Genomic DNA, 12,679 nt, shown 5'->3' on the forward strand with positions numbered 1-12,679 from the left:
ACTATTGTCCCAACTTCAGGCGAGCGGTCTCGCCGGTGGTGAACGGCGCCACGTCCACAGGCTGGCCGTTGTAGGCCACTTGCGCGCCACGGGCGAAGCCCAGACGCAGCGTCAAAGGAGGCTTGCCGCCCAGGTCGAGCGTATCTCCCTTACGCTTAAGGCCACTGGCCAGCACTTTGCCGTTGCCATCGGTGACTTGCGTCCAGCAGTCAGCGACGAAGGTAATCTGCACGCGCCCATCACCGGCGATCAACGCAGGGGTAGTGGGTGGCGAAATGGCCGGCGCGCTTGGCGCGGCAGTCGCAGGCGCCTGCACGGGAGCGGCCGGTGTATGCGCCTGGGCAACCGGGGCAGCCGGTGTTTGTGCGAGTGCCGCCGGGGTCGTAGGGGCGGTGGCGGAAGCGGCTGTTTCCGGCGCTGGCTGCTCGGTAGCAAGCGGCGCTTCAGGGGCGGCCTGACCTTCGACAACCGCCTGGTCTTCCGGCTCGTCCAGCGGATGAATCTGCGTGGTGCCGTCGGCGCTTTCGACTTCGACGTGCTCCATGGCGTTACTGGTCAGGTCCTTGGTGCGCTGGGAGGCCTGGTCTTGCCACCAGACAAAGCCACCGCCAATGACCGCGATCAGCAGCAACAGGCTGACAATTCGCAAAATCGTGTGGGAAACCCGTACCGGTTCTTCAATACGACCCAGGCCATGGACATTGCTGCCCTGGGAGTCGGTACCGGTGAACTGGTCGAACTCCTGGACCAGCACGGTCTGGTCAATGCCCAGCAACTTGGCGTAGGCGCGGATATAGCCGCGGGCGAAGGTATGCCCAGGCAGCTTATCGAACGCGCCGGCTTCCAGGTTGCCAAGGGACGTGGTGGTCAAATTGAGCTTGAGAGCCACTTCCGCCAGCGACCAACCATTGCTTTCGCGGGCCTGACGCAAGGTGTCGCCTGGGTTTACGCGATTAGCTGCTACAACTTCCGGGTGCGCCGCTTTCATCATTGCTCCGACAGGTATTGCTGATATTCCGGCGTACCGGGATAGAGTCGTTCGAGTTGCTGGCCAAAACGTGCGGCCGTGTCGCGTTCTTCATGAACCGTCGCCAGGCGCACACCGAGCAATAGACTACGTGCATTTTGCCCACTGAGCAGGCTAAAACGCTCGTAATAGTCACGTGCCGGCACATAATGCCTGTCTTCGTAGGACAACTCAGCCATTTCGAGCAATGCGCGAGGCTGGCGACCGTTCAAGTGCAGGGCTTTTTCCAGCTGTCGGCGGGCGCTGTCGCGCTGGCCGAGGCGCATCGAGGTCACCCCAAGGTTCTCGAACACCCGAGAGCGCTCAGGATAGAGGGTATCGGCGCTGGCTTGCTGGAAATAAAGGGCGGCCTGGTCATACCGTTTTTGCTCGAACAGGAAGCTGCCGTAGTTGTTCAGCAGCCGCGGGTCGGCAGGACGGGAGGCCAGGGCCTTGTGAAAATACTGTTCGGCCAGCTCAGGCTCGGCCTGGGCCTGGAACACCAGGGCCAGTGCGGCATTGGCGTCGGCATCGTCGCTGTCCAGCTCAAGGGCCTTTTTCAGCGGTACCTTGGCCTGCTCGCTCATGCCTTGCCGAAGGTAACCCAAGCCCAATTGCACATAGGCAACTCGCGCCTCATCACGGCCTTTACCGGTTTGCAAAGGGCTGTCATGGCCCGATGAAACACAACCGGCCGCAAGGCCGGTAACAAGCAACAGCAGCGCAAGGCGCAAGGGCATAGAGATCCTCTCTCAGATTCGATTCACAGCAATTTGCGGCAGATCGTCGGCGGCGTTCAATTCACGCACGGCGATATAACGCTCGCTGCGGCGGGTGCGGTCCATCACCTGCCCTACCAATTGGCCACAGGCGGCGTCGATGTCTTCACCACGGGTGGTGCGTACGGTGACGTTGTAGCCGGCCTGGTGCAGTTGATCCTGGAAACGGCGGATGGCGTTGTTGCTCGGCCGCTCGTAGCCAGAATGTGGAAACGGGTTAAACGGAATCAGGTTGATCTTGCACGGGGTGTTCTTGAGCAACTCGATCATCTCGACCGCGTGTTCGACCTTGTCGTTGATGTCCTTGAGCATGGTGTACTCAATGGTCAACACGCGCTTCTCACCCAAGGTCGCCATATAACGCTGGCAAGATTCGAGCAGCATCTTAAGCGGATACTTCTTGTTGATCGGCACCAATTGGTTACGCAATGCGTCATTGGGTGCGTGCAGCGACAACGCCAGGGAGACGTCGATGTGCTTGGCCAGCTCATCGATCATCGGTACCACGCCGGAGGTCGACAGGGTCACACGGCGCTTGGAGATGCCGTAGCCCAGGTCGTCCATCATCAGGTGCATGGCCGCAATCACGTTGTCGAAGTTCAGCAGCGGCTCACCCATGCCCATCATCACCACGTTGGTGATGGCACGGTCGACGGTCGCCGGGACGCTGCCAAAGGATTTGTTGGCAATCCACACTTGGCCGATGACTTCGGCGGCGGTGAGGTTGCTATTGAAGCCTTGCTTGCCGGTGGAGCAGAAACTGCAGTCCAGGGCACAGCCTGCCTGGGACGAAACGCACAAAGTACCGCGCTTGCCCTGGGGAATGTAGACGGTCTCGACGCAGCTGCCGGACGCCACGCGCACCACCCACTTACGGGTGCCATCGCTGGAGATGTCCTCGCTGACCACTTCAGGACCACGGACCTCAGCAATGGCCTTGAGCTTGTCGCGCAGGGCCTTGCTGACGTTCGTCATGGCGTCGAAATCGTCGACGCCAAAGTGGTGAATCCACTTCATTACCTGACCGGCACGGAAACGCTTCTCCCCGATTGAGTCGAAGAATTTCTCCATTTCCGGCTGGGTCAGACCCAGCAGGTTGGTTTTAACAGTCGATGTAGTCATGGATTCACCCTCACTCTTTAAGCCGATGCTTAGCGAGCGGTTACTTCAGTAGCGGCGAAGAAGTACGAGATTTCGCGAGCAGCAGCAGCTTCGGAGTCCGAACCGTGTACAGCGTTGGCGTCGATGGACTCAGCGAAGTCAGCACGGATGGTGCCGGCAGCGGCTTCTTTAGGGTTGGTAGCGCCCATCAGTTCGCGGTTCAAAGCGATAGCGTTTTCGCCTTCCAGAACCTGAACAACAACAGGACCGGAGATCATGAAGGCAACCAGGTCGCCGAAGAAGCCACGAGCGCTGTGCTCAGCGTAGAAGCCTTCAGCTTCAGCCTTGGACAGTTGCTTGAGTTTCGAAGCTACAACCTTCAGGCCGGCTTTTTCGAAACGAGTGGTGATCTCGCCGATGACGTTTTTTGCAACAGCGTCAGGCTTGATGATGGAGAAAGTACGTTGAACAGCCATGGTGTAACTCCAGAAACGGTAATTTACGAAAAATTAAACCCGCGAATTATACGCGGGTTATTGGGTATTGCCTAACTGCGTAAGGGAGGCGTCAGTCCTGCTCTTCTTTCCAGGCAGTCTGGATGGCCTCCAGGACCTTTTCACCGCCACGATCCCGCTCATCTTCAAACCCTGGCAACGCCATGACCATGTCACGCAAAGCTACAAAGTTCAGGGAATAAGGATCCAGACCCGGGTTGCCGTCGGCCAACAGGATAGCGATCTCTTGCACATCAACCCATTTAAGACTCATGACACTTCCTTGAATCAATGCGGCGCTTCGGCTGCATGGTTGAGGGAATATTTCGGGATTTCGACGGTGATGTCTTCAGTTCCGACCTTTGCCTGACAGCTTAGACGCGAAGTCGCTTCCAAGCCCCACGCACGGTCAAGAAAGTCCTCTTCCAGCTCATCGGCCTCTTCAAGGCTGTTGAAGCCCTCGCGAATGACGCAATGACAGGTGGTGCAGGCGCACACACCGCCGCAGGCGCTTTCGATTTCGATGTGGTTGTCATGGGCAACTTCGAGGATGGACTTGCCGGTCTCAGCCTCCACGACCATACCATCCGGGCAATGCTCGGCGTGTGGCAGAAAAATGACCTGCGGCATTAATTATTCCTCGAGTTCATTCAGGTTGCGCCCCGCCAGGGCGGCTTTTACCGACTGGTCCATACGGCGGGCGGCAAAGGCATCGGTCACTTGCGACAGACGCTTGGTCTGTTGCTCGATGGCGTAGCCATCGGTGCCTTTTATCAGTTCGGCCAGTTCCTGCATCTGCAGGTCAATAACCATGCGCTCTTCGGCGTCCAGCAGGCGCTCGCCGTCAACATCCAGGGCCCCCTGCACGGCTTCGAGCAGGCGCTGGGCGTCGACTTGCTGCTCACGCAGTACGCGAGCAACCTTGTCGTCACCGGCGTATTGGAACGAATCCTTGAGCATCTTGGCGATTTCGCCGTCGGTGAGGCCGTAGGACGGCTTGACCTGGATGCTGGCTTCAACGCCCGAGGCCAATTCGCGCGCAGCGACGCTGAGCAGGCCATCGGCGTCGACCTGGTAGGTCACGCGGATCTTCGCGGCACCGGCCACCATCGCCGGAATGCCGCGCAATTCAAAGCGCGCCAAGGAGCGGCAGTCGCTGATCAGCTCGCGCTCGCCTTGCAGCACATGAATCATCATGGCCGTCTGACCATCTTTGTACGTGGTGAAATCCTGGGCGCGGGCGACGGGGATGGTGGTGTTGCGTGGAATCACCTTCTCCATCAAGCCACCCATGGTTTCCAGCCCCAGAGACAGCGGAATCACGTCGAGCAACAGCAGTTCGCCACCATCACGCTTGTTACCGGCCAAGGTATCGGCCTGGATGGCGGCACCGATGGCGACCACTTGATCCGGGTCTATTTCAGTCAGCGGCTGGCGACCAAAGGCCTCAGCCACGGCATCACGAACGCGCGGAACGCGGGTGGAACCGCCGACCATGACCACGGCACCGACGTCTTCCAGCTCAACACCGGAATCACGCACGGCACGGCGGCAAGCTTTCAGGCTGCGAGCGACCATCGGTTCGATCAACGCATCGAAGGCTTCGCGAGTCAGCTGGGCCGACCAGGTGCCGTAGGACACTTCAACAGTTGCAGCATCCGTCAGCGCTTCTTTGGCGGCACAGGCGGTTTGCAGCAGATTACGCTGCGCGCCTGGGTCCAGGTCGGCCGACAAGCCGGCACTGCTGATGATCCAGCCCGCGACGGTATGATCGAAGTCATCGCCACCCAAGGCGCTGTCACCGCCGGTGGCCAGCACTTCAAAGACACCGCCGGTCAGGCGCAGGATCGAAATATCAAAGGTACCGCCGCCCAGATCGTAAATCGCGACCAGGCCTTCGGCGTGCTGGTCCAGGCCATAAGCCACCGCAGCAGCGGTCGGTTCGTTGAGCAGGCGCAACACGTTCAGGCCGGCGAGTTTCGCCGCGTCCTTGGTCGCCTGGCGCTGGGCGTCATCGAAATACGCCGGAACGGTGATCACCGCCCCCACCAATTCGCCGCCCAGGGTGGTTTCTGCACGCTGGCGCAGCACCTTGAGGATATCGGCCGACACTTCCACGGGGCTTTTCGGGCCCTGGACGGTGTCGATAAACGGCATATGGGATTCACCGCCGACAAAGCGGTACGGCAGCTGGTCGCCCAGTTGCTTGACGTCGGACAGACCACGACCCATCAAGCGCTTGACCGACAGCACGGTGTTCAAAGGATCGGCAGAGGCCGCCAACTTGGCCGACTCGCCCACTTCGGTGCGATCAGCGTGATAACGCACGGCAGACGGCAGAATCACTTGGCCATCAGCGTCGGGCAGCGGCTCGGACAGGCCGCTGCGCAAGGCAGCAACCAGGGAATTGGTGGTGCCCAGGTCAATCCCCACCGCCAGGCGACGCTGGTGCGGTTGAGGGCTTTGGCCGGGTTCGGCGATTTGCAGTAATGCCATGGTAATCAGGTCTTATCTGTCTATCAGGCGTGCATCACGGGCAGCACACTGGGTTAATCGTCGAGGCGCTCTTCTAGCTGGCGCACTTCGTAGGTGAGCTTGTCGAGGAACTGCATGCGCCGCATCAGGCGTTCGGCCTGTTCGCGTTGCGCTGCATCATTCCAACAAGCTGCGAAGCTTTCGTTGAGCTCATCCTGGGCCGTTTTCAGACGACGCTTGAAGACTGCGACACCCGCCACATCGGCTTCGTCCTGCAAGTCTTCGAGTTCTTCGCGCCACTGCATCTGCTGCATCAGGAAGTCCGGGTCGTGCACCGTGACTTCAATCGGCACCTCGCCACCATTCATTGCGAGCAGATAGCGCGCACGTTTGGGCGGGTTTTTCAGCGTCTGATAGGCCTCATTGAGGCTGGCCGATTTCTCCAGCGCCAGGCGTTGCTCACGCTCGGAAGCGTCAGCGAAGCGGTCCGGATGCACCCCACGCGCCAGTTCTCGGTAGCGCGTGGCAAGCTGCTCAAGGTCCAGCCGAAAGTTCGGCTGCAGCTCGAATAAAGCGAAATGACAAGGAGTACCCACGTATAGCCTCAGATGTTGAAGCTTTCGCCGCAGCCACATTCACCGCGTACGTTGGGGTTGTTGAACTTGAAGCCTTCGTTCAACCCTTCCTTGACGAAATCGAGTTCGGTGCCGTCCAGGTAGGTCAGGCTTTTAGGGTCGATGATCACTTTCTCGCCGTGACTTTCGAACACCTGGTCCTCTTCAACCACCTCGTCGACAAACTCCAGCACGTAGGCAAGGCCGGAACAGCCCGTGGTGCGAACACCCAGACGAATCCCCTCACCTTTACCGCGCCCATTCAGGGAGCGGCGAATGTGCTGCGCAGCCGCTTCTGTCATGCTGATAGCCATCGTTGACTCCTTACTCGTCGCCAAATGCTTAGATCAAGCCTTTCTTCTGCTTGTAGTCGCGAACGGCCGCCTTGATGGCGTCTTCAGCGAGTACGGAGCAGTGGATTTTCACTGGCGGCAGGGCCAGTTCTTCGGCCAGCTGGGTGTTGCTGATAGTGACAGCCTCATCCAGGGTCTTGCCTTTCATCCATTCAGTCGCCAGGGAGCTGGAGGCGATGGCCGAACCGCAGCCGTAAGTCTTGAACTTGGCGTCTTCGATAACGCCAGCGTCGTTGACTTTGATCTGCAGGCGCATCACATCGCCGCACGCCGGAGCGCCGACCATGCCGGTGCCGACATCAGGGTCTTCCGCGTTCATCTTGCCGACGTTGCGCGGGTTTTCGTAGTGGTCGATGACCTTTTCGCTGTAAGCCATGGTACTGAATCCTCACTCATCAGGGCCGCTCTGGAACCCTGTAGAAACGCCTGCGTTTTCCGCCACGTTGCTACAGAGCTGGGGTGGCGGCTTCTATAGTTAGTGTGCCGCCCACTCGATCTTGGAAATGTCGACACCGTCTTTGTACATGTCCCACAGCGGCGACAGTACACGCAGTTTGTTGACGGCTTCGCAGACTTTCTGCGCGGCGTAGTCGACTTGTTCTTCGGTGGTGAAGCGGCCGAACGTAAAGCGGATCGAGCTGTGTGCCAGTTCGTCGTTGCGGCCCAGGGCACGCAGTACATACGAAGGCTCAAGGGAAGCCGAAGTGCAGGCCGAACCGGACGAAACCGCCAGGTCCTTGAGCGCCATGATCAGCGACTCGCCTTCGACGTAGTTGAAGCTCAAATTCAGGTTGTGCGGTACACGGGCAGTCATGCTGCCGTTGATGTACAGCTCTTCAAGGTTTTCGACCTGCTTGTAGAAGCGGTCGCTCAGGGCCTTGATGCGCACGTTTTCGGCAGCCATGTCTTCTTTGGCTACGCGGAAGGCTTCGCCCATGCCGACGATCTGGTGGGTCGCCAGGGTGCCCGAACGCATGCCGCGCTCGTGACCGCCGCCGTGCATGGTGGCTTCGATGCGCACGCGTGGCTTGCGGCTCACGTACAGGGCGCCGATGCCTTTAGGACCGTAGGTCTTGTGGGCGGAGAACGACATCAGATCGACTTTCAGTTTCGACAGGTCGATGTCGACCTTGCCGGTGGACTGAGCAGCGTCGACGTGCAGCAGAATGCCCTTGGAACGGGTCAGTTCGCCGATGGCTGCGATGTCGTTGATGGTGCCGATTTCGTTGTTCACGTGGATCACGGACACCAGGATGGTGTCTTCACGCAGCGCGGCTTCGATCATGGCCGGAGTGACGATACCGTCGGTGGTCGGCTCGAGGTAGGTGACCTCGAAACCTTCACGCTCCAGTTGGCGCATGGTGTCGAGGACAGCCTTGTGCTCAATCTTGGTGGTGATCAGGTGCTTGCCTTTGGTCGCGTAGAAATGCGCCGCGCCCTTGATAGCCAGGTTGTCGGACTCGGTGGCACCGGAGGTCCAGACGATTTCACGCGGATCGGCGTTGACCAGGTCAGCGACCTGGCGACGAGCGTTCTCGACCGCTTCCTCGGCTTTCCAGCCGAACACGTGGGAACGGGAGGCTGGGTTGCCGAAGTTTCCGTCAACCAGCAGGCATTCGCTCATCTTTTGCGCGACACGCGGATCAACCGGGGTGGTCGCTGAGTAATCAAGGTAAATCGGCAATTTCATGGACTTTCTCCTAAATCAGGCTGGCTGGCGTGCCGTTAGCTCTTCGGCTGTCACTCGACGGCGGACGCTTCGATCTTGTCCAGACGCGGCGCCTTGGTGTTGCAACGGCGCTGGTCCTGACGCTGGGCTACTTCTTGCACCTCACGGCGAGTCACAAGATCAGCCAAGCTGATACCACTCAAAAACTCATGGATCTGCAGGCTCAGGTCACACCACAAGTGGTGCGTCAGGCAGGTGTCGCCGGCGTGGCAGTCACCCAGGCCCTGGCATTTGGTCGCGTCGACGGATTCGTTGACTGCGTCGATCACCTGGGCTACCTGGATGCCCTGCATGTCGCGGGACAGTTGATAGCCGCCGCCTGGCCCACGAACGCTGGAAACCAGATTGCTGCGGCGCAATTTGGCGAACAGCTGCTCAAGGTAGGACAGGGAAATGCCTTGGCGCTCGGAGATATCGGCCAGGGACACCGGCCCAGTTTGCGCGTGCAAAGCCAGGTCAAGCATGGCGGTCACCGCGTATCGGCCTTTTGTAGTCAGTCTCATGGACAAGTACCAAGGTGTTTCAGAATGGGAGCGAGTATGCGATTCCCGAGTATTTAAGTCAACTATAAGACCTAGTGCTTTAGTCGGGATTACCCGTAAAAAGGGCGCGCGAATCATAGCAGGATGGGGTGGGGACGAACAGCGGGAACAGGGCCAAGGCCCGATCTCAAGACCAATGGAGATCAAATGTGGGAGCTGGCTTGCCTGCGATTGCGGTGGACCAGCAGCTCAAGGGATAGCTGGCACACCGCTATCGCAGGCAAGCCAGCTCCCACAGGAGATTTCTATCGACGGTAATATCTAGCCTGCCTTGGTGACTGATGCTTCATCCTTGATCTCGGCGAAGTCTTCTTCGCGCAACTCAGGCAGATCTTTCGCGCAGTACGAACTGCCCAGGTCCTTCAGCGCGCCGCACATGCCGTCCAACTTGCCGTCCACCGCCTGCAGATGGTCGAGCAACTGGCCGATGGCGCGGGCCACCGGGTCGGGCATGTCTTCGCTGACACCATAGGCATCGAAGCCGATTTTCTCGGCCATGGCCTTGCGCTTGGCTTCTTGCTCGTCGCCGACTTCGGGCTTGACGATGATGCGACCCGGAATACCCACCACGGTTGCGCCAGGCGGCACAGCCTTGGTCACCACCGCATTCGAGCCCACCTTGGCACCGGCGCCGACGGTGAATGGGCCGAGCACCTTGGCGCCCGCCCCTACCACCACGCCATTTTCCAGCGTTGGGTGACGCTTGCCTTTGTTCCAGCTGGTGCCGCCCAGGGTCACACCCTGATAAAGCGTCACGTCATCGCCAATCTCGGCAGTCTCGCCGATCACAATGCCCATGCCATGGTCGATAAAAAAGCGACGACCGACCTTGGCCCCTGGGTGAATCTCGATCCCGGTCAACCAGCGACCGAAGTTCGACACCACGCGCGCCAGCCACTTCCAACCCATACCCCACAGGGCGCCGGACAGGCGATGGATCCAGATCGCATGCATGCCCGGGTAGCAGGTCAGCACTTCAAAGGCATTGCGCGCCGCCGGGTCACGGTGGAAAACACTTTGGATATCTTCTCGCAAACGCTCGAACATTTTTAATCCTTCCGCTTAAGAAGCTCGCCACGGGCCGCTTTCTGGGTTTCCGTGAGGATGCCACGCAATATATTCATTTCCGCCCGGCTGACCGAGCTGCGCCCGTACAGGCGGCGCAGGCGCGCCATCAAGTGCCGTGGTTTTTCCGGATCGAGGAATTCGATGGCCACCAGGGTTTGTTCCAGGTGCTCATAAAACCGCTCCAGCTCGTCCATCGTGGCCAACTCGCCACTTTTGATCGACGCCACTTCATCCTTCTCGACCTTGCTCGGCTGCCCTTCAGCGGCCAGCCAGGCCATGCGCACTTCGTAACTCAACACCTGCACCGCTGCCCCGAGGTTCAGCGAACTGAAGTCAGGGTCTGATGGAATGTGCACGTGGTAATGACATCGCTGCAGCTCTTCATTGGTGAGGCCGGAGTCTTCACGGCCAAACACCAGGGCGATTTCAGCGCCGCCGGCCGCCTCTTCAACCACTTTGGTGCCGCATTCGCGCGGATCCAGCAGCGGCCAGGGGATGCGCCGGTCGCGCGCACTGGTGCCGAGTACCAGGTTGCAGCCGACCAGGGCGTCTTCCAGGGTGGCGACGACCTGGGCTTTTTCCAGGATGTCATTGGCGCCGGACGCACGGGCATCAGCCTCGTGGTGCGGGAACAGACGCGGTTCGACCAGCACCAGGCGCGTCAGCCCCATGTTCTTCATGGCTCGCGCCACCCCGCCGATGTTGCCGGGATGACTGGTATTGACCAAGACGACACGAATGTTTTGCAGCAAGGGAGGCGCTCTCGGACACGGGAAAGGGGAGCAAATCTTACAGAACAGCCTAAGGTTATGCCATGAAAGCTAACGTCGTCCTTCACCTGAAGAAAGTTTCTGCTAGAATGCTCGGCTTTCTTTAACAACCTTAGGTGACACATCCATGCAGCCCATGCTGAATATCGCGCTGCGCGCCGCCCGCAGCGCCAGTGAATTGATCTTCCGCTCCATCGAGCGCCTGGATACCATCAAGGTCGACGAAAAAGACGCCAAGGATTACGTATCCGAGGTGGATCGCGCCGCCGAACAGAAAATCATCGACGCTCTGCGCAAGGCCTACCCTACCCACGGCATCCTCGGCGAAGAAACCGGTATGCACAAAGGCAGCGGCGAAGGCGAAGACTACCTCTGGATCATCGACCCACTGGATGGCACCACCAACTTCCTGCGCGGCATCCCGCACTTTGCCGTGAGCATCGCGTGCAAATACCGTGGCCGCCTGGAACACGCCGTTGTGCTGGACCCGGTCCGCCAGGAAGAATTCACCGCCAGCCGTGGCCGTGGCGCCCAACTCAATGGTCGCCGCCTGCGCGTCAGCGGTCGTACCAGCCTGGACGGCGCCCTGCTGGGTACCGGCTTCCCGTTCCGTGACGACCAGATGGACAACCTGGAAAACTACCTGGGCATGTTCCGCGCCCTGGTTGGCCAGACCGCTGGCATCCGTCGCGCTGGCGCGGCAAGCCTGGACCTGGCGTACGTAGCTGCCGGTCGTTTTGATGCGTTCTGGGAGTCGGGCCTGTCCGAGTGGGACATGGCTGCAGGCGCGCTGCTGATCCAGGAAGCAGGCGGCTTGGTGAGCGACTTCACCGGCGGTCACGACTTCCTTGAAAAAGGCCACGTGGTTGCCGGCAACACCAAATGCTTCAAAGCAGTACTGACGGCGATCCAGCCGCACCTGCCAGCTTCGCTGAAGCGCTAAGCGAGCAGGCACAAAAAAGCACCCCGAGGGGTGCTTTTTTTATGCCTGGGATTTGAGGTTTGCCGCGACTCCAGCAACAACACAAATCAATTGTGGGAGGGGACTTGCCCCCGATTGCAGTGGGTCAGCACCTAACAAGCTGACTGATCCACCGCTATCGGGGGCAAGCCCCCTCCCACATTTTGAACTCACATAATTTTTTGCATCTGTACCAAGCTTGAGATTACTGCTGGTTCTGGCCCAGCACCAAGCGGCCTTCCTTGTCGACCGGAATCTGGCCGCCTGGATCACGGTCCATACGCACCGAGCCTTCCTTGCCATCCAAGGTGTAACGCACGTCATAACCGACAACCTTGTCGCTGATGTCGTTGACGGTGTTACAACGGGTTTGCGTGGTGGTGTAGGTATCGCGGTTCTGCATACCTTCCTGAACCTTGTTACCGGCATAACCGCCACCGACCGCACCGGCTACGGTAGCCAGCTTCTTACCGTTACCGCCACCGACCTGGTTACCCAATAGGCCACCGGCCAGTGCACCGACCACCGTACCGACGATCTGGTGCTGATCCTGCACGGGCTTCTGCCGAGTCACGGCGACGTCCTTGCAGACCTCACGCGGCGTTTTAATCTGGGTTTTCACCGGCTGCACCGCCAGCACTTGCGCATACTCAGGGCCGCTTTTTACCAGGCTGTAGGTGGCAACAGCACCCCCGGCAGTCACACCGACAGCACCCAATACCGCACCAACCAGTAACGACTTGTTCACGTTGAACCTCCTGACCATCACAAACGGACCGAACGATCC

General features: G+C 59.5%; 16 protein-coding genes. 1 reads left to right on the forward strand and 15 read right to left on the reverse strand.

Annotation, left to right across the window (positions count from 1 at the left end; translation table 11 throughout):
- Window position 1 precedes the first annotated feature (1 nt).
- The 14 genes from K7431_RS23445 to trmJ all read right to left on the reverse strand — a co-directional run bounded on the left by K7431_RS23445 (window position 2) and on the right by trmJ (window position 10,913).
- A complete protein-coding gene (locus K7431_RS23445; protein WP_015885740.1) occupies window positions 2–988 on the reverse strand; it encodes a RodZ domain-containing protein in 987 nt (328 codons plus the stop codon).
- Window positions 988–1,746 (reverse strand): type IV pilus biogenesis/stability protein PilW, encoded by a 759-nt coding sequence (gene pilW, locus K7431_RS23450; RefSeq protein WP_015885741.1) that lies wholly within the window; start codon window positions 1,744–1,746, stop codon window positions 988–990. Before pilW ends, K7431_RS23445 begins: the two co-directional genes overlap by 1 nt.
- 12 nt (window positions 1,747–1,758) lie before the next feature.
- Window positions 1,759–2,907: a 23S rRNA (adenine(2503)-C(2))-methyltransferase RlmN gene (gene rlmN / locus K7431_RS23455; RefSeq protein WP_003238464.1), complete on the reverse strand. Its 1,149-nt coding sequence runs from the start codon at window positions 2,905–2,907 to the stop codon at window positions 1,759–1,761.
- 29 nt (window positions 2,908–2,936) lie between these two features.
- Entirely contained in the window at window positions 2,937–3,362 is a 426-nt protein-coding gene (gene ndk, locus K7431_RS23460; protein ID WP_003175956.1) for a nucleoside-diphosphate kinase, read from the reverse strand.
- Between the two features lie 91 nt (window positions 3,363–3,453).
- Window positions 3,454–3,654, reverse strand: coding sequence for a Fe-S cluster assembly protein IscX (gene iscX / locus K7431_RS23465; RefSeq protein ID WP_043205852.1), 201 nt, complete (start codon window positions 3,652–3,654; stop codon window positions 3,454–3,456).
- A 14-nt stretch (window positions 3,655–3,668) separates the two neighbouring features.
- Window positions 3,669–4,010, reverse strand: coding sequence for an ISC system 2Fe-2S type ferredoxin (gene fdx, locus K7431_RS23470; protein WP_015885743.1), 342 nt, complete (start codon window positions 4,008–4,010; stop codon window positions 3,669–3,671).
- Between the two features lie 3 nt (window positions 4,011–4,013).
- The gene (hscA, locus tag K7431_RS23475) at window positions 4,014–5,876 is read right to left on the reverse strand and encodes a Fe-S protein assembly chaperone HscA (protein ID WP_015885744.1); all 1,863 of its coding nucleotides are present in this window, start codon (window positions 5,874–5,876) and stop codon (window positions 4,014–4,016) included.
- 53 nt (window positions 5,877–5,929) lie between these two features.
- The gene (gene hscB, locus K7431_RS23480) at window positions 5,930–6,451 is read right to left on the reverse strand and encodes a co-chaperone HscB (RefSeq protein WP_015885745.1); all 522 of its coding nucleotides are present in this window, start codon (window positions 6,449–6,451) and stop codon (window positions 5,930–5,932) included.
- 8 nt (window positions 6,452–6,459) lie between these two features.
- The gene (gene iscA / locus K7431_RS23485) at window positions 6,460–6,783 is read right to left on the reverse strand and encodes an iron-sulfur cluster assembly protein IscA (RefSeq protein ID WP_003209680.1); all 324 of its coding nucleotides are present in this window, start codon (window positions 6,781–6,783) and stop codon (window positions 6,460–6,462) included.
- A 28-nt stretch (window positions 6,784–6,811) separates the two neighbouring features.
- The gene (gene iscU, locus K7431_RS23490; RefSeq protein ID WP_003175965.1) at window positions 6,812–7,198 is read right to left on the reverse strand and encodes a Fe-S cluster assembly scaffold IscU; all 387 of its coding nucleotides are present in this window, start codon (window positions 7,196–7,198) and stop codon (window positions 6,812–6,814) included.
- A gap of 99 nt (window positions 7,199–7,297) precedes the next feature.
- Entirely contained in the window at window positions 7,298–8,512 is a 1,215-nt protein-coding gene (locus K7431_RS23495; protein WP_010207898.1) for an IscS subfamily cysteine desulfurase, read from the reverse strand.
- A gap of 50 nt (window positions 8,513–8,562) precedes the next feature.
- Complete coding sequence (iscR, locus tag K7431_RS23500; RefSeq protein WP_003194020.1) at window positions 8,563–9,054, reverse strand: Fe-S cluster assembly transcriptional regulator IscR; 492 nt, start codon at window positions 9,052–9,054, stop codon at window positions 8,563–8,565.
- Between the two features lie 300 nt (window positions 9,055–9,354).
- Complete coding sequence (gene cysE, locus K7431_RS23505; protein ID WP_015885747.1) at window positions 9,355–10,140, reverse strand: serine O-acetyltransferase; 786 nt, start codon at window positions 10,138–10,140, stop codon at window positions 9,355–9,357.
- Between the two features lie 2 nt (window positions 10,141–10,142).
- Window positions 10,143–10,913 carry a tRNA (cytosine(32)/uridine(32)-2'-O)-methyltransferase TrmJ gene (trmJ, locus tag K7431_RS23510; RefSeq protein WP_015885748.1) on the reverse strand — a complete coding sequence of 257 codons (771 nt, stop codon included), beginning with the start codon at window positions 10,911–10,913 and terminating at the stop codon, window positions 10,143–10,145.
- Window positions 10,914–11,058: 145 nt separating this feature from the next.
- On the opposite strand from trmJ, the gene suhB reads away from it, so the two are divergent.
- Window positions 11,059–11,874, forward strand: a complete 816-nt coding sequence (suhB, locus tag K7431_RS23515; protein ID WP_015885749.1) for a type III secretion system regulator SuhB — start codon at window positions 11,059–11,061, stop codon at window positions 11,872–11,874.
- Window positions 11,875–12,097: 223 nt separating this feature from the next.
- Here suhB and K7431_RS23520 read toward each other — a convergent pair whose 3' ends face one another.
- Window positions 12,098–12,640 (reverse strand): glycine zipper 2TM domain-containing protein, encoded by a 543-nt coding sequence (locus K7431_RS23520; RefSeq protein ID WP_015885750.1) that lies wholly within the window; start codon window positions 12,638–12,640, stop codon window positions 12,098–12,100.
- Window positions 12,641–12,679 lie beyond the last annotated feature (39 nt).

The organism is Pseudomonas fluorescens group sp. (assembly GCF_020093335.1).
Lineage (GTDB): Bacteria > Pseudomonadota > Gammaproteobacteria > Pseudomonadales > Pseudomonadaceae > Aquipseudomonas > Aquipseudomonas petroselini.